This is a genomic window from Streptomyces sp. NPDC127129, assembly GCF_042671585.1.
GTDB lineage: Bacteria > Actinomycetota > Actinomycetes > Streptomycetales > Streptomycetaceae > Streptomyces.
Genome location: NZ_JBHXTV010000003.1, coordinates 50492 through 66441 on the forward strand (window position 1 = coordinate 50492; position 15950 = coordinate 66441).

Below are 15950 nucleotides of genomic sequence, written 5' to 3' on the forward strand. Positions count from 1 at the left end.
ATGGATCTTGGGCTGAAGGACCGGGTGTACGTGGTGACCGGCGCGACGCGGGGGCTCGGCCGTGCCTCGGCCGAGGCGCTGCTCGCCGAGGGCGCGAAGGTGCTGGTCACCGGACGCGAGGAGAAGTCGGTCGCCGAGGCGGTCGCGGAGCTGGGCCCGGACGCGGCCGGTCTCGCCGTCGACAACGCCGATCCCGGGGCGCCGGCCCGGCTGATCGCCGAGGCGCGGTCCCGCTTCGGACGTTTCGACGGCATCCTCGTCAGCGTCGGCGGTCCCGCTCCCGGCTTCGGCGCGGACAACACCGACGAGCAGTGGGCGTCGGCGTTCGACACCGTCTTCCTCGGGGCGGTACGGATGGCCAGGGCGGCGGCGGACGAGCTGACCGAGGGCGGGGTCATCGGCTTCGTGCTCTCCGGCTCGGTCCACGAGCCGATCCCGGGCCTGACGATCTCCAACGGGCTGCGCCCGGGCCTCGCCGGGTTCGCGAAGTCCCTGGCGGCGGACCTGGGGCCCCGGGGCATCCGGGTGGTGGGCGTGCTCCCGGGCCGGATCGACACGGACCGGGTGCGTCAGCTCGACGCCCTCTCGGGCGACGCCGAGGCGTCGCGCGCGGCGAGCGAGTCCCGCATCCCGCTGCGGCGCTACGGCACCCCGGAGGAGTTCGGCCGCACGGCGGCGTTCCTGCTCTCGCCCGCGGCGTCCTATGTGACGGGCGTGATGTTGTCGGTGGACGGCGGGGCCCGGCACGGCTTCTGAGCCCCCGCCACCGTCGTGGCAGCCGGCCGACGGGACGGCTGCCACGCCGGGGCGTCAGGTCACCCGGCGCGCGCGGTGCTTGACCGCGCGGAGGCGGGCCTCCGCCGGGAGGGCGCTCAGGCCGGTCGAGGTGCGGGCGTGGTCCAGGGCCTCGGTGGCCAGGGTGGTCAGCGCGGCAGCCGGGGAGGCGTACGGCTCCAGGCGCAGCGCCACGCGCGTGCGCGGGGCCGTGCGGCGCCCCGTCAGGAAGATCCGGGCCCGGGCCACCCCTGGCTGGGCCGTCGCGTCCGCTTCGATGACGGTCTCCAGGGAGCGGCACCGTACGGTCGCCGCCTCGCCGTCACCCGTGTCGACGAGGATCTCCGCGAGCCGGGACCGCCGGGGCTGGGCGAGCAGCCACCACAGGGCCAGGAGCACGATCACGCCGAGGACGGCGATCACCACGGGCCACCACCAGCCCTCGTCGCGCCACCGCGTCCGGTCGGCCCGGCTCAGCAGGACGTCGGAGGGGCCGGACCACGGCCACCACGAGGGAACCGGCAGATCGAAGCCGGCCGCGAGCACCGCGCCGCCCAGGACGACGAGCACCAGGCCCACGAGTCCGAGCACCACGCGGTTGACGCGCCGGAGAATGACGGGCACTGCCTCACCTCTTCTTCAGCGGGCGGCCCACCCGTACGGTCAGCGCCGGTGGCCGGGCGAGGCCGAGTTCGTCGATGCCGGTCCCGAGGACGCTCTCCACGTCGGCGCGCACCTCGTCGAGTTCGCGGAAGTGCGAGACCGCCCGCACCGCCACCTTCCTGCGCTTCATCCTCACCCGTACCGACTGCACGCCCGAGACCTCCATCGCCCGGTCCCGCAGGGTCAGGGCCGCCGCGTCACGGTCGAGTCCGGCCCGTACGTCGGCGTGGTCGCGCCGCATCGGGAGGACCGCCCGCAGCCCGGGAGTGGCCGCCAGGATCAGGAGCCAGACCCCGATCAGGGCGGCGAGGCCCGCGCCGGCCCGCAGCCAGGTGTCGTCCAGGGGCCGGGTCGCCAGCTCGTCGGCGAGTTCGCTGCGCCAGCTCATGGCCGTGCGGTCGGCCCGTACGGCGGCCACGTCGTAGAGCAGCAGGCCGGCGCCGCCAAGGATGATCAGCGCGAGGAGGGCCGCCGGGATGCGCCGTACCGCCCAGAAACGGCGGGCCCGGGGCGCCGGTGGCTTCGCCGGTTCGCTCGGTGGGTCCTCGGGTGCGGGCGCGGGGTCGGTACCGGTACCGGTGTCCGTGGTCATCGCAGTCTCCGCCCGTCCCGGTCGCGTTCCGCCGTGCGCGGGGAGTGCAGGCGCTCCACGTGGACGGCCACCTCGGGGACCTCCATGCCCGCCAGTTCCCGCACCCGGTGGGTCACCCGGCTGCGGACCTCGAGGCACTGCCGGGCGAGGTCGGAGGGGTAGCCCAGCTCCAGGCTGACCGAGACGCGCACCGCGTCACGCCGCACGACGACCGAGGCGTGCGGCGCGGAGCCGCCCCGGGGCAGCACGCCGATCGCCTCCCGCGCGGCGCGGGCGGCGATCTTCGCGACGACCCGGTCGGCGATCGTCGTCGCCCCCCGGCCGGCCGGTCCCATGCTGTCCGCTGTCACCTCCGCTCACCGCAGCCGGTCGTCGCGCTCGCGACCCCGGAAGTCGCCGCGCTCACGGCTGCGGAAGAAGTCGCCGGGTTCGAGGTCCCCCTCGAGGAACCGCCCGACGACGAAGCCGATCGCGCCCAATGCCGCGATCAGCACGAACGCCCCGAAGCCGCCGAAGTATCCGGCGAATCCGAGGGCCATCCCGGCCATCAGGCCGACCACCGCCATGCTCATGCCGAGCCCTTTCGGTCACACCGCCGTCGGCTACTGGAGCCTCGACTCCGGCTCTTCTTCCTCTTCCTCGGGCAGCTTCACGTCGCTCACGGCGATGTTGACCTCGACGACCTCCAGGCCGGTCATCCGCTCCACCTCCGCGATGACGTTCTCGCGCACGGACCCGGCCACTTCGGCGATGGAGGCGCCGTACTCGACGACGATCTCCAGGTCGAGCGCGGTCTGCACCTCGCCGACCTCGGCCTTCACGCCACGGGTCGCGCCCGCCTTGGTCCCTCCGCCGCCGGGCACCCGGTCGCGGACGGCGCCGATGGTGCGGGAGAAGCCGCTCCCCATGGCGTGGACGCCGGGGACCTCACGTGCGGCCAGGCCGGCGATCTTCTCGACGACTCCGTCGGCGATGGTGGTGCGGCCACGGCTGGCGGGGTCGCCACCCCCGCGCTTGGTCACGGACGGCTCTCTGGGGTGTGCGGGGTCATTCATCACCGTTCATCCCTTCCATGCATCTATCAATGCCTTTGCCCACATTAGGCTGAGCCAATGACGACGACATCTGGGGCGGGACGATCGGCAACGATGCGCGAGCGACTCGGGCCGGGGCGCTTGCTACCGCTCGGGGAGGCGGAGGACGGCGCCTGGCTGACGGAGAGCGCCGCACGCGCGGTGCTGCTGCGGAGCCTGACTCCGCTACGAGGTGTGGTGCCGGGAAGGCTGCGGGTGGGGCTCGCGGAAGTGGGCCCCGAGGCGCCGTTTCCCGTACCGCCCGGCGGGCTCCCGCCGGGGCCGCTGCGGATCACCGCGGATTTCGCTGTGGGGGCGGGCCGGCTGGTGGACCGGTCGCTGCCGGCCCTGGCGGAGGAGGTGCGACGGGCCCTGTTCGCCGAGGCGGAACGCGCGCTGGGCCTGGTGATCACGGCGGTGGATCTCCGGGTGACCGGGCTGGTGGAAGCCGTTCCGGATTCGCCGGGCACCACTCCCCCACCCGGGCGAACCGCGCCGCTGGACGAGGAGGACCCGGTGGCCCGGGCGATGCTCGGCGTGGAGGGCGTGGCGGGACTGACGTCCGTCCTGGGCGCGCCGGTCCACCGCACGGCGGGCGCGCTGAGGGTGGAGCTGGCGGTGGCCGACGGCCACCGCGCCCTGGATGTGGCCCGCACCGCCCGCACGCGCGCGACCGTGACCGCGCCCGAGGGGACGGCGGTCACGGTCCTGATCTCCGAGGTCCGCTTCTCAGAGGCCCGCTGAGACCGCGCGCACGCGTGCGTCAGTCGCCGAGGCCTGCCAGGTCGCGCAGACGGCGGGCCTGGGCGGCGCGCTCGGCGGTGCGCTGGGCCTCGTAGGTGCGGTCGGCGGCGCCCTGGAGGAGCGCCTTGGTCTCGATCACGGCGTCGCGCGGCCCCGCGAGCAGCGCGGCGCTCAGGTCCCGTACCGCGGCGTCGAGTTCGTCGACGGGCACGGCGATGTTGGCGAGGCCGATGCGCTCGGCCTCCTCCGCGTGGACGAAGCGGCCCGTCGCACAGATCTCCAGCGCGCGGGCATAGCCGACGAGGCCCACGAGCGGGTGCGTGCCGGTGAGGTCCGGAACGAGTCCCAGGCTGGTCTCGCGCATGGCGAACTGCACGTCGTCGGCGACGACCCGCAGGTCGCAGGCGAGGGCGAGCTGGAACCCGGCACCGATGGCGTGCCCCTGGACGGCCGCGATCGACACGATGTCGCTGCGGCGCCACCAGGTGAACGCCTCCTGGTACTCGGCGATGACCGCGTCCAGGTCCTCGTCCGAACCGCGTGCCAGGTCCAGGAAGGACGGCTCTCCGTCGAAGCCCTCGGGCGTGAACGCCTGCCGGTCGAGCCCGGCGGAGAAGGACTTGCCCTCACCGCGCAGGACGACGACCCGCACGCTGCCCGGCAGTGACCGTCCGGCCTCCGTCAACGCCCGCCACAGAGCGGGAGACTGGGCGTTGCGCTTCGCCGGGTTGGTCAGGGCCACCGTGGCAACGGCGTCCTCGACGGTGAGCCGTACACCGTCCTTGTCGAACACGAGCACAGAGTCGAGCGAAGTCATGGGGCGCCTCCGGTTCCGGTGCAGCACTGCTAAGTGACTGCACAGTAACCACCCGGTCGACCGCACGGGCGACCGGGTGGCCACCGCGAGAACCGATGGACCCGACGAACCGCGCCCCGTCAGGCCGAGGCGGCCTTCTTGCCTCGAGTCGCCCCGCCGCGTCCACGCAGCGTGACTCCGGACTCACTGAGCATCCGGTGGACGAATCCGTAGGAGCGGCCGGTTTCCTCGGCCAGCGCCCGGATGCTCGCACCGGAGTCGTACTTCTTCTTCAGGTCTGCCGCGAGCTTGTCGCGCGCGGCGCCGGTCACCCGGCTGCCCTTCTTCAGAGTCTCGGCCACCCGTGCCTCCTCATGGGAAGTGCGCTCTGGACTTCTCATGATCACCCCTCCCGGACGTCCTGGCCACCCATTCGACAAGGTCTGTGCCGCCAGGTTTGCGGACGGCGAAGCTCTCCTCACAACCGGAATTCGATATTCCGGAGCGCGTGATCCACCCTCCGCGACACGCCCGGCCAGGAAGTGCCAGGTCAGCGCGGCAGTGGCAGGCAGACGACAGCGCGGCCCCGGCGGAGGGATTCCGCACGGAGCCGCGCCGAGGAGTATGAGACACCCTCACTCAGATGAAGGATCACCCATGAGCCGAATGATCCATACCGAGATGATCAGGCGAGGGCCACGAGGTCCTTGTAGTCCGGACCCCACAGGTCCTCGACGCCGTCGGGGAGCAGGATGATCCGCTCCGGCTCCAGCGCGTCCACCGCGCCCTCGTCGTGCGTGACGAGGACGACCGCGCCCTTGTAGGTGCGCAGCGCGCCGAGGATCTCCTCGCGGCTGGCGGGGTCGAGGTTGTTGGTCGGCTCGTCGAGGAGCAGCACGTTCGCCGAGGAGACCACCAGGGTCGCGAGGGCCAGCCGGGTCTTCTCGCCACCGGAGAGGACCCCGGCCGGCTTGTCGACGTCGTCACCGGAGAAGAGGAAGGAGCCGAGCGTCTTGCGCACCTCGACGAGGTCGAGGTCGGGCGCGGAGGACCGCATGTTCTCCAGGACCGTGCGGTCCGGGTCGAGCGTCTCGTGCTCCTGGGCGTAGTAGCCGAGCTTGAGACCGTGGCCGGGGGTCACCTCGCCGGTGTCGGCCTTCTCGGCCCCGGCGAGCAGACGCAGCAGCGTCGTCTTGCCCGCGCCGTTGAGGCCGAGGATGACGACGCGCGATCCCTTGTCGATCGCGAGGTTCACATCGGTGAAGATCTCCAGCGAGCCGTACGACTTCGACAGGCCCTCCGCGGTCAGCGGGGTCTTGCCGCAGGGCGCGGGCTCGGGGAAGCGGAGCTTGGCGACCTTGTCGTTGACGCGGACCGCCTCCAGGCCCGAGAGCAGGCGCTCCGCCCGCTTGGCCATGTTCTGCGCGGCGACGGTCTTGGTGGCCTTGGCGCGCATCTTGTCGGCCTGCGAGTTGAGGGCGGCGGCCTTCTTCTCGGCGTTCTGGCGCTCGCGCTTGCGGCGCTTCTCGTCGGCCTCGCGCTGCTGCTGGTAGAGCTTCCAGCCCATGTTGTAGACGTCGATCGCCGAGCGGTTGGCGTCCAGGTAGAAGACCTTGTTCACGACGGTCTCGACGAGGTCGACGTCGTGGGAGATGACGATGAAGCCACCGCGGTAGGTCTTGAGGTAGTCGCGCAGCCAGACGATGGAGTCGGCGTCGAGGTGGTTGGTGGGCTCGTCGAGCAGGAGCGTGTCGGCGTCGGAGAACAGGATCCGGGCCAGCTCGACCCGGCGGCGCTGACCGCCGGAGAGGGTGTGCAGCGGCTGGCCGAGGACGCGGTCCGGGAGCCCGAGGGCGGCGGCGATGGTCGAGGCCTCGGCCTCGGCGGCGTATCCGCCCTTGGTGAGGAACTCGGTCTCCTGGCGCTCGTACTGCTTCATCGCCTTGTCGCGCGTGGCGCCGCTGCCGGTCGCGATGCGCTCCTCGTTCATCCGCATCTTCTTGATGAGGACGTCGAGGCCACGGGCGGAGAGGATGCGGTCGCGGGCCAGGACGTCGAGGTCGCCGGTGCGCGGGTCCTGGGGGAGGTAGCCGACCTCGCCGGAGCGGGCGATCTGCCCGGCGGCGGGCATGCCCTCGCCCGCGAGGCACTTGGTGAGGGTGGTCTTGCCCGCTCCGTTGCGGCCGACGAGGCCGATGCGGTCGCCCTTGGCGATACGGAAGGAAGCGGACTCGATGAGGATGCGGGCGCCGGCGCGCAGCTCGATGCCGGAAGCGGTGATCACGGACAGACTCCAGGGCGGACGGTTCGGCGGGAAGGGCTGTATGCGGATTCGACGCCGCTAGTCATGCGCGGGGAGAATGGCCATACGGCCAGTCTAACGGGCGCATGCAACTGCTTTTCGGCCACAGTCCGGCACCGGCACCTCACCCCTCGTATCGCCGACTGTCACCCATGCCCGACAAAAGGGGCGTTCCCCATCGGATTCTCCGATACTCGGGCGCAGGGCGGCGGCCACTGCCGCGGCGAAGACGCGGAGGGTGGTGGCGCATGCAGTTCGACGACGACGCCGACCTGGACACCTCGGAGGTACGGGACGTCCGAGGCAGCCGCATCCCCGGCGGGAAGGCCACCGTCGGGGGCGGCATCGTCGGCGTCATCGCCCTGATCCTGGGGCTGCTCCTCGGGGTCGGCCCCGAGCAGCTGGGGCTCACCGCGGGCGACCCCGCGCCGGTCGCCACCTCCTCCTCGGTGGACCGGATCGAGCAGAGCTGCCGGACCGGCGCGGACGCGAACGCCCGCGAGGACTGCCGGATCGTGGCGGTCGTCAACAGCGTGCAGGACTTCTGGCGGGCCGAGTACGAGCGGCGCGGCGGGCGGTACGGGGACGCCCGCACGGTCGTGTTCACCGACCGGGTCGGTACGGCCTGCGGCTCGGCCACCTCGGCGGTCGGGCCGTTCTACTGCCCGGGCGACCGCCAGGTCTATCTGGACCTGGGCTTCTTCGACGAGCTGCGGACGACGTTCGGGTCGAGCGGCGGCCCCTTCGCGCAGGCGTACGTCGTGGCGCACGAGTACGGCCACCACGTGCAGAACATGATGGGGACCCTGGCCCGCGCCCAGGACGGCCGGGCGGGCGCGAACTCCAACGCCGTACGGGTCGAGCTGCAGGCCGACTGCTACGCGGGCGTGTGGGCGCGCCACGCGACGACCACGCCGGACGAGAAGACGGGGCGGCCCCTGATCACCAGCCTGACCGAGGCGGACATCCGGGACGGCCTGGACGCGGCGGCCGCGGTGGGCGACGACCGGATCCAGGAGAGGTTCCAGGGCCGGGTCACGCCGGAGAACTGGACGCACGGCTCGGCCGCGCAGCGACAGCAGTGGTTCGCCACCGGTTTCAGGACCGGTGACATGGCACGCTGCAACACCTTCCGCTGACGCGTCCGATGTCCGCACCTGATGCCAGACTGAGACCCAGGTCACATTCCCCCGCCGCGAGAAGGAGTGATCGGGATGGCTGAGGCACCCCACATCTGTCCGACCCTGACCTACCACGACGCGCACGCCGCGATCCGGCAGCTCACCGAGGCGTTCGGCTTCACCCGCACCGCGGTGTACGAGGGTGAGGACGGCAAGGTCGTGCACGCCGAGCTGTCGTACGGCAACGGCATGGTGATGCTCGGCAGCAAGGGCACCGGCAGCGAGTTCGACAAGCTGGTCGAGGGCTCCGGACCCAGCGGGGTGTACGTCCACGTGGACGACGTGGACGAACACCACGCCCGGTCGGTGGCCCACGGTGTCGACATCGTGATGCCGCCGACGGACCAGGACTACGGCTCGCGGGACTACATCGCGCGCGACGGCGAGGGCAACGTGTGGAGCTTCGGCACCTATCTGCCGGGGGCCACCGGCTGAGAGCCGGCGGGGCGGTCAGGCTCCCCCGGTGTGGACCATGAAGGCCGCCCGGCGGACCGCCTTGGCGAGGGCGGGGTCGGGGTGGGCCGCGGCGAGGGCCACGAGGACCTGGACCGTACGGGGGTGACCGACGGCGCGGACCGCGTCGAGGAGCGCCGGGACCGTGCCCTGGACGGCGGAGTCGAGGTGGCGCACCAGAAGCGTGCTCTCCCCGTGGTCGGCGACGGCGGCGGCGGTGTCCACCCAGAGCCAGGTGGCTTCCTCCCGGGTGAGCACCTCAGGGGCGTCGTCGGGGTCGGCACCCTCGTACTCGGCGATCCACAGCAGGGCGTACGGACGGAGCGAGGCCTCCTCGGCGGCCGCCCTGACCTCGGCCTCGGCGGGGGCGCCGACGACACGGAGCGCCTCGAAGGCCAGTCCGCGCAGCAGGGCGTCCTCGCCGCGGGCGACGGCGAGCAGCTCCGAGACGGCGCTGCTGAGCGTGCGGGCGGCGAGCCAGGCGCGGTACTCGTCGCGGGCCGGACCAGGGGTGAGGCTCGCGCAGCCGCGGAGCATGTCCTCGGCGGACTGCTCGATGTTTCCGGCGGGGCTCTGGGCGGCGACGCAGATCTGCTCCAGCTTGACCCACACCGCCCAGTTGCCGAGCGGGGTCAGTGTGGCCTGGCGGCCGTCGGACCCCTCGCCGAGGGTCAGGGCGCCGACGGCGGCGAGCCCTTCCAGGGCCCAGTCGAGCAGGGCGTCGAGCCCCACGGGCCCGGCGAGGGCGGCGGCGGAGGCGGCACCTGACGCGGCGTCGGGAGCGGTGCCGGACGGGATGTCCGCGCCCTCGACGGGCACCTCGCAGCGCTCCTCGCGCAGCTCCTCCACCCGCTGCCGGAGCAGGTCGAGGAGGGCGGGGACCGCCACGGGGCCGGCCGAGAGCTGAAGGAGCGAGAGCACCTGGGGGACGGCTTCGACGACCTCGGCCACGGCGCCGGGCGCGACGTCCGCCGGGGCGGGGTGGACCAGGGACCAGGCGTCGAACAGGGCGACCCAGCCGCGCAGCACGGCGGAGTCGTCGCGGTCCCAGGCGTGCAGCCGCCAGCCGGGGCGGGCGGTGTCGCCGTGGAGTTCGACGAGGCCGGCGAGCCGGGCCCGGTCCCACCCGGCCCTGATCTGGCCGGGTGTCAGGTCCAGTGCGGCGGCGGCCCGTTCCGGGGCGGGGACGCCGTCGGGCGCGGCCACGGAGGCCCGGGGGTTCGCGGCGCCCGTCGCGGAGGCGGTCGGGGCGCCCGTCGCGCGGAGGGACCGGGGACCGGATGCCGCCGCGGTCCGGTCACCGCCGTCGAGGGTGACCCAGCGGGCGATCCGGACGGCGTCGGCGAGGACGGTCCGCGCCTGGCGGGCGAGTTCCGCGCGGGGCGGAGTGCCCTCCGGCGGCCGGGGGGCCGGGCGGGTCCGCCGGGTCGTCACGGCACGCCGGGCGGTGGCGAGTGCCCGCGGACGGACGAGTCGGAGTCTGGAGTTGCGCGCCAATTGCTCATCGGGCTTTCGAGACGTCACGGGGGCAGTCTTCCCGTTGGCGGCCCGAAAGCCCAATCGGAATCGGAGGGCCCGCCGGAACACCGGCCGCACGTTCCGGGCCGAGGCCCTGGCGAAGGGGTGCGCCGGGGCCTAGAGGAGAGGCGTGACGAACCGTCGCAGGGCCTCTTCGTACCGGACCGGGTCGGCGTTCCACATCGCCGCGTGCGGGGCCCCGCGGACGGTGTTCAGGGTGACCAGTTCCGGTCGCCGGGCGGCCAGTTCGAGGGACCGCTCCCAGGGGGCGATCGTGTCGTCGGGGCCGTGGAAGACCAGGGTCGGCACGCGCAGGGCGGCCGGGTCGGCGGCCTCCCGGACGCGGTCGTCGTGCAGCCCTGCCCTGCCCTGTGCGGCGTGCACGGCGAGCGGCAGCAGCGGGCCGGGCACGCGGCGGGCCGCGGCGAGGTTGCGCAGGGTGGCCTCCCGGTCGAGGACCGGGGAGTCCAGGACGAGGCCGCGGATCACGTCCCGTACGCCGGAGTCGGCGGCGGCGTGCAGGGCCATCGTGGCGCCGGGCCCCCAGCCGTGCAGGACGACGTGCTCGGCCCCCCTGCGGACGGCGTAGCGGACGGCGGCGTCGACGTCGCGCCACTCGGTGTCACCGAGGTGGCCGAGGCCGTCGGGCGACGGGGGCGCTCCCTCGTCGCCGCGGTAGGAGAGGCAGAGGACGGGGATCTGCCGCCGGGTGAGGAAGGGCACGAGGTTGAGGGGGTGCCGTCGGGTGGTGCCGATGCCGTGCAGGGCGATGACCCAGGTGGAGCGCGGGCCGGGGACGAGCCAGGCGGGCAGGGGGCCGAGTTCGCCGGGGATCTCCACGTCCTCGTAGATGATGCCGAGGGAGCTGTGCGGGGTGCCGCCGTGCAGCTCGGGGGTGAGGCGGACCCGGGCGCCGGGCTCCAGGTCGCCGAGCTCGACGCGTTCCAGGCGGCGTACGACGGTGTCCGCGGTGTGCGGCACCCGGTCGAGGGCGGGGCCCACGACCGCGTGGACGCCGGCGCCCTCGATCCCGTACGTACCGGGGCGCAGCGAGGCGAGGCTGCGGGTGAGGGTGACCCGGTCGGGACCTGTGGCGTGCACGGTGAGCCGGGGGTCGCCGGGCAGGGGCCGGCCGGACGCGGCCTTGAGGGCGACGTCGCCGGCGTACCGGCCGGCCGCGATCGCGGCCGCGCCGACACCGATCAGAGTGGTGACGGCCGCTGCCGTCGCTGTAGCCGGGCGCACGGTCCCAGTGTCGACACCTCCGGCCGGGGCTGCCACCGGACGGAGCCGCCCGTGGTCCGGCCCCCGTTCGCGCCCGGCCGCTACCTCCGGGGAGTGACATGGGTCTCGTCCGGGGGTCCCTCGGTCGGCTGACACGGCTCCTGGAGCGTCCACGGGCTGACACGGGCGGTCGGGGAGGAAGCGGCGGGAGTCCTCCATGTCCGTTGATGGCACGGATTACCCGGGGTCGCACCCTGCTCACATCGTGGACAGGCCGTCCACCCGAACCGTAAGCGGAATGTCCGGACCCCGATTCGAGTCACCACACCGCCCGACCCAGTTCACCTTCCGTTCACTCAGGTTGCCTACGTTCGTCCAGCCACTGACGTCAAACGATTGCCTGGGTAAATGGAACACATCACGCTGCTGCTCGCGATTGTGGTCGTGACAGCTCTCGTGTTCGATTTCACGAACGGTTTCCACGACACCGCCAACGCGATGGCGACGACCATCTCGACCGGTGCCCTCAAGCCCAAGACGGCGGTGGCCATGTCCGCCGTGCTCAACCTGGTCGGCGCGTTCCTGTCCGTCGAGGTCGCCAAGACGATCTCCGGCGGGATCATCAACGAACAGGGCATTCGTACCGAAGTGATCTTCGCGGCGCTCGTCGGCGCCATCCTCTGGAATCTGCTGACCTGGCTCCTGGGTCTGCCCTCCAGCTCCTCCCACGCCCTCTTCGGCGGACTCATCGGCGCGGCCGTCATGTCCGCCGGCTGGTCGGCCGTCAACGGCTCGACCGTGGTCAGCAAGGTCCTCATCCCCGCGATCGCCGCGCCGCTCGTCGCCGGTCTCGCCGCGATGGCGGCCACCAAGCTGACGTACAAGATCGGCTCCAAGTCGGAGACGAAGGCCACGGCCAAGGGCTACCGGGCCGGTCAGATCGCCTCCGCCGGTCTCGTCTCCCTCGCGCACGGCACCAACGACGCGCAGAAGACGATGGGTGTCATCACCCTCGCGCTGGTCACCGGCGGCGTCCTCGCCCCCGGCTCCAACCCCCCGATGTGGGTCGTCGTCTCCGCCGGTGTCGCGATCGCGCTCGGCACCTACCTCGGCGGCTGGCGCATCATCCGCACCATGGGCAAGGGCCTCACCGACCTCCAGCCGCAGCAGGGCTTCGCCGCCCAGACCAGCGCCGCCACGGTCATCCTGGCCTCGTCCAACCTGGGCTTCTCCCTCTCCACCACGCAGTCCTGCTCCGGCGCCGTGATGGGCGCGGGCCTCGGCCGCAAGGGCGGTGTCGTCCGCTGGTCGACCGCGACCCGGATGTTCGTCGCCTGGGGTCTGACCCTGCCCGCCGCGGGTCTGGTCGGCGCCGGCGCCGAGTTCCTCACCAAGCAGGGTCCCTGGGGCGTCGCCGCCGTCGCGGTCCTCCTGGTGGCCGGCTCGGCGGTCATCTGGGCGCTGTCGCGCCGCAAGCCGGTGGACCACAACAACGTGACCGCCGACGAGATCGACGGCGAGCCCGCCGGCGTCGTGACCACCGCCATCGCGGCCGTCACCCCGCCCGCCACCGCCGGTGCCTACGCCGCCGCCGCGGACGAGGACCTCAAGACCACCATCCCCTCGCCGGCCCCCACGGACCCGGCAGCCCCCGCGGCCCCGGCCGCGGTGTAAGGAACGACAGACATGAAGATCGACTGGGCAGCTCTCGGCTCCGTCTTCGGAGTCAGCCTCGTGGCGACCGTGGCCCTGGTGGGCCTGTTCACCCTCGGCATCGTCGGCCTCTCCAAGCAGGAGCAGGCCGCCGCCCAGGGCGGCTCCGCCGCCCTGGCGCGCACCGGCGCGTACGCCTGCTTCGCCCTGTGCGCGGCGGCCGTCGTTTCCCCGGGGACGGCGGGGTCGTGTGGTGCTCCGCACACTGTCCCGCCGCAGGTCAAACGTGAGTTGACGGGTGTTCGCGGAGCGTGGTGGACTTCCGGGGCCATTACGGCGGCAAGCAGAGGAAGCCCGGTGCGAATCCGGCGCGGTCCCGCCACTGTGACCGGGGGGTCGATCCCCGGGAGCCAGGAACTCTCGCCGCCGGTCACGTCGAGCCAGGGCGCGGACCCTGAGTGAGGACACAGCGCCATGCCCGGCCGCAGTGCAGCCACAGGTGTATTCGCGTACGGCGCCGCCGCCGGTCTGGCCGCGGACCTGATCGTCGGCGACCCCCGCCGCGGCCATCCGGTCGCCGCCTTCGGACGTGCCGCGGGCGCGGCCGAGAAGCTGTTCTGGCGCGACCACCGCGGGTGGGGGGCGCTGCACACCGCCGTCTGCGTCGCCGGCGCCGCGGGCGCCGCCGCGCTGGCCGCCCGTACCGTACGCCACCGTCCCGCGGCCTCCGTCGCGCTGACCGCCGCCTCCGTGTGGGCCGTCGTCGGCGGGACGACCCTGGGCCGGGAGGCCCGCGCGATCGGCGGGGCGCTCGCCGCCGGGGACCTGGACGTGGCCCGTGAGCGGCTGCCCCATCTGTGCGGACGCGATCCGCACTCCCTGGACGGTCCGGCGATGGCCCGCGCGGTCGTGGAGTCCGTCGCCGAGAACACCTCCGACGCCGTGGTCGGCGCGCTGGTCTGGGGCGCGGTCGCGGGCGTTCCGGGCCTGGTCGGCTTCCGCGCGGTGAACACCCTGGACGCGATGGTCGGCCACCGGTCGGCCCGGTACCGGCGCTTCGGCTGGGCCTCGGCGCGGCTCGACGACGTGGCCGGCTGGCCGGGCGCCCGGCTGACCGCCGCGCTCGCGACGGTGGCCGGGGGGAACCCGCGCGGGGCGCTGCGCGCCTGGCGGGCGGACGCGGCGAAGCACCCGAGCCCCAACGCCGGCCCGGTGGAGGCCTCGTTCGCGGGGGCGCTCGGCGTGCGGCTCGGCGGGACGCTGTCGTACGGGGGCCGGGTCGAGCACCGGCCCGTACTCAACGGGGAGGGACGGGCCGTGGAGGTCGGGGACATCGAACGGGCGGTACGGCTGTCGCGCCGGGTGACGGGGCTGACCCTCGCCGCCTGTGTGGGCGGGCGGATCGTGGCGGGCGCGCTGAAGCGGAGGACGGCATGAGAGGCGGGGGGCTGCTGGTCGCCGGGACCACGTCCGACGCGGGCAAGAGCGTCGTCACGGCGGGCATCTGCCGCTGGCTGGTCCGGCAGGGCGTGAAGGTCGCCCCGTTCAAGGGCCAGAACATGTCCCTGAACTCCTTCGTGACCCGGGAGGGCGCGGAGATCGGCCGTGCCCAGGCGATGCAGGCGCAGGCCGCCCGTGTGGAGCCGACCGCGCTGATGAACCCGGTGCTCCTGAAGCCGGGCAGCGACCGCTCCAGCCAGGTCGTCCTGATGGGCAGGCCGGTGGGCGAGCTGAGCGCCAGGGGCTACCACGGAGGGCGTCAGAAGGAACTGTTCGAGCCCGTCCTGGCGTGCCTGGAGGAGCTGCGGGGCACGTATGACGCCGTGATCTGCGAGGGGGCGGGCAGTCCGGCCGAGATCAACCTGCGGCGTACGGACATCGTGAACATGGGCATCGCGCGGGCCGCGCGGCTGCCGGTCCTCGTGGTCGGGGACATCGACAGGGGCGGGGTGTTCGCGCAGTTCTTCGGCACGACGGCGCTCCTCGCGCCCGAGGACCAGGAGCTGGTCGCGGGTTACCTCGTGAACAAGTTCCGCGGTGACGTGACCCTGTTGGAGCCGGGCCTCGACATGCTGCTCGGGCTGACCGGGCGCCGCACGTACGGCGTCCTGCCCTACGCGCACGGGCTCGGCATCGACGAGGAGGACGGGCTCCGCGTCTCGCTGCGCGGCGCCGTCCGCGAGTCGGTCGTCGCGCCGCCGGCCGGCGAGGACGTCCTGCGGGTCGCCGTCTGCGCGGTGCCCCTGATGTCGAACTTCACCGACGTGGACGCGCTGGCGGCCGAACCGGGCGTGGTCGTGCGGTTCGTGGACCGGGCCGAGGAGCTCGTCGACGCGGACCTGGTGGTCGTGCCGGGCACCCGGGGGACGGTCAAGGCGCTGGCGTGGCTGCGCGAGCGCGGTCTCGCGGACGCGCTCGCACGGCGGGCCGCGGAGGGCCGGCCGGTGCTCGGCATCTGCGGCGGCTTCCAGGTGCTCGGCGAGCGGATCGAGGACGAGGTCGAGTCGAAGGCGGGCACGGTCGACGGGCTCGGACTGCTGCCCGTACGGGTCCGGTTCGCGGCCGGGAAGACGCTGGCCCGTCCGGTCGGCGAGGCGCTCGGCGAGCGGGTCGAGGGGTACGAGATCCACCACGGTGTCGCGGAGGTGCTGGGCGGCGATCCGTTTCTGGACGGGTGCCGGGTCGGCGCGGTGTGGGGCACGCACTGGCACGGCTCCCTGGAGAGCGACGGCTTCCGCCGGGCGTTCCTGCGAGAGGTCGCGGCGGCGGCCGGCCGGCGCTTCGTGCCGGCTCCCGACACCTCCTTCGGGGCGCTGCGCGAGGAGCAGCTGGACCGCCTCGGCGACCTGATCGAGGAGCACGCGGACACCGACGCGCTGCTGCGCCTGATCGAGAACGGGGCTCCGGCGGGGCTGCCGTTCGTGCCGCCGGGGGCGCCGTGACGCCCCTCCCCCCGCCGGTGCACCTCCCCCCCGCC

The 15950-nt window shown here is 73.5% G+C and carries 17 protein-coding genes, 1 pseudogene and 1 riboswitch; of the genes and pseudogenes, 8 read left to right on the top strand and 10 right to left on the bottom strand.

The annotated features are described in order from the left end of the window. Positions 1 to 756 carry an SDR family NAD(P)-dependent oxidoreductase gene (locus tag ACFVGW_RS06335; protein WP_385851041.1) on the top strand — a complete coding sequence of 252 codons (756 nt, stop codon included), beginning with the start codon at positions 1 to 3 and terminating at the stop codon, positions 754 to 756. Positions 757 to 810: 54 nt separating this feature from the next. On the opposite strand, the gene amaP is transcribed toward ACFVGW_RS06335, so the two are convergent. The 5 genes from amaP to ACFVGW_RS06360 are packed head-to-tail and all read right to left on the bottom strand — an operon-like array spanning position 811 to position 3084. Further along, positions 811 to 1389, bottom strand: coding sequence for an alkaline shock response membrane anchor protein AmaP (amaP, locus tag ACFVGW_RS06340; RefSeq protein ID WP_385851301.1), 579 nt, complete (start codon positions 1387 to 1389; stop codon positions 811 to 813). A gap of 13 nt (positions 1390 to 1402) precedes the next feature. Further along, positions 1403 to 2029, bottom strand: coding sequence for a DUF6286 domain-containing protein (locus tag ACFVGW_RS06345; RefSeq protein WP_385851042.1), 627 nt, complete (start codon positions 2027 to 2029; stop codon positions 1403 to 1405). Then, positions 2026 to 2364 carry a hypothetical protein gene (locus ACFVGW_RS06350; protein ID WP_385851302.1) on the bottom strand — a complete coding sequence of 113 codons (339 nt, stop codon included), beginning with the start codon at positions 2362 to 2364 and terminating at the stop codon, positions 2026 to 2028. Before ACFVGW_RS06350 ends, ACFVGW_RS06345 begins: the two co-directional genes overlap by 4 nt. A gap of 21 nt (positions 2365 to 2385) precedes the next feature. Beyond that, positions 2386 to 2601, bottom strand: a complete 216-nt coding sequence (locus tag ACFVGW_RS06355; RefSeq protein WP_352193100.1) for a hypothetical protein — start codon at positions 2599 to 2601, stop codon at positions 2386 to 2388. A 30-nt stretch (positions 2602 to 2631) separates the two neighbouring features. Further along, complete coding sequence (locus tag ACFVGW_RS06360; protein ID WP_383228696.1) at positions 2632 to 3084, bottom strand: Asp23/Gls24 family envelope stress response protein; 453 nt, start codon at positions 3082 to 3084, stop codon at positions 2632 to 2634. A 120-nt stretch (positions 3085 to 3204) separates the two neighbouring features. On the opposite strand from ACFVGW_RS06360, the gene ACFVGW_RS06365 reads away from it, so the two are divergent. Next, positions 3205 to 3846 carry a hypothetical protein gene (locus ACFVGW_RS06365; protein ID WP_383311937.1) on the top strand — a complete coding sequence of 214 codons (642 nt, stop codon included), beginning with the start codon at positions 3205 to 3207 and terminating at the stop codon, positions 3844 to 3846. Between the two features lie 19 nt (positions 3847 to 3865). On the opposite strand, the gene ACFVGW_RS06370 is transcribed toward ACFVGW_RS06365, so the two are convergent. The 3 genes from ACFVGW_RS06370 to ACFVGW_RS06380 all read right to left on the bottom strand — a co-directional run bounded on the left by ACFVGW_RS06370 (position 3866) and on the right by ACFVGW_RS06380 (position 6926). Continuing rightward, positions 3866 to 4663, bottom strand: coding sequence for an enoyl-CoA hydratase/isomerase family protein (locus tag ACFVGW_RS06370; protein ID WP_352192861.1), 798 nt, complete (start codon positions 4661 to 4663; stop codon positions 3866 to 3868). 119 nt (positions 4664 to 4782) lie between these two features. Further along, positions 4783 to 5004 (bottom strand): helix-turn-helix domain-containing protein, encoded by a 222-nt coding sequence (locus ACFVGW_RS06375; protein ID WP_006123601.1) that lies wholly within the window; start codon positions 5002 to 5004, stop codon positions 4783 to 4785. Between the two features lie 323 nt (positions 5005 to 5327). Then, a complete protein-coding gene (locus tag ACFVGW_RS06380) occupies positions 5328 to 6926 on the bottom strand; it encodes an ABC-F family ATP-binding cassette domain-containing protein (RefSeq protein ID WP_383228694.1) in 1599 nt (532 codons plus the stop codon). 266 nt (positions 6927 to 7192) lie between these two features. Here ACFVGW_RS06380 and ACFVGW_RS06385 point away from each other — a divergent pair, with 266 nt between their 5' ends. Further along, positions 7193 to 8083 (top strand): neutral zinc metallopeptidase, encoded by an 891-nt coding sequence (locus tag ACFVGW_RS06385; RefSeq protein WP_385851043.1) that lies wholly within the window; start codon positions 7193 to 7195, stop codon positions 8081 to 8083. Between the two features lie 75 nt (positions 8084 to 8158). After that, positions 8159 to 8560 (top strand): VOC family protein, encoded by a 402-nt coding sequence (locus tag ACFVGW_RS06390; protein ID WP_383228692.1) that lies wholly within the window; start codon positions 8159 to 8161, stop codon positions 8558 to 8560. Between the two features lie 15 nt (positions 8561 to 8575). Here ACFVGW_RS06390 and ACFVGW_RS06395 read toward each other — a convergent pair whose 3' ends face one another. Beyond that, the gene (locus ACFVGW_RS06395) at positions 8576 to 10102 is read right to left on the bottom strand and encodes a hypothetical protein (protein ID WP_385851044.1); all 1527 of its coding nucleotides are present in this window, start codon (positions 10100 to 10102) and stop codon (positions 8576 to 8578) included. 111 nt (positions 10103 to 10213) lie between these two features. Beyond that, positions 10214 to 11341 carry an alpha/beta hydrolase gene (locus ACFVGW_RS06400; protein WP_385851045.1) on the bottom strand — a complete coding sequence of 376 codons (1128 nt, stop codon included), beginning with the start codon at positions 11339 to 11341 and terminating at the stop codon, positions 10214 to 10216. 387 nt (positions 11342 to 11728) lie between these two features. Between ACFVGW_RS06400 and ACFVGW_RS06405 the strand changes: the two genes are divergently transcribed. The 4 genes and pseudogenes from ACFVGW_RS06405 (at position 11729) to ACFVGW_RS06420 (ending at position 15915) form a co-directional block, all read left to right on the top strand. Beyond that, positions 11729 to 12994: an anion permease gene (locus ACFVGW_RS06405; RefSeq protein ID WP_385851046.1), complete on the top strand. Its 1266-nt coding sequence runs from the start codon at positions 11729 to 11731 to the stop codon at positions 12992 to 12994. Positions 12995 to 13006: 12 nt separating this feature from the next. Beyond that, a pseudogene (locus ACFVGW_RS06410) lies at positions 13007 to 13198 on the top strand (hypothetical protein); the annotation flags it as partial. Between the two features lie 120 nt (positions 13199 to 13318). Beyond that, a riboswitch (cobalamin riboswitch) is annotated at positions 13319 to 13393 on the top strand. A gap of 54 nt (positions 13394 to 13447) precedes the next feature. Continuing rightward, the gene (locus ACFVGW_RS06415) at positions 13448 to 14410 is read left to right on the top strand and encodes a cobalamin biosynthesis protein (protein ID WP_385851047.1); all 963 of its coding nucleotides are present in this window, start codon (positions 13448 to 13450) and stop codon (positions 14408 to 14410) included. Further along, complete coding sequence (locus ACFVGW_RS06420; protein WP_385851048.1) at positions 14407 to 15915, top strand: cobyric acid synthase; 1509 nt, start codon at positions 14407 to 14409, stop codon at positions 15913 to 15915. Before ACFVGW_RS06415 ends, ACFVGW_RS06420 begins: the two co-directional genes overlap by 4 nt. The last annotated feature ends 35 nt before the right edge of the window (positions 15916 to 15950 follow it).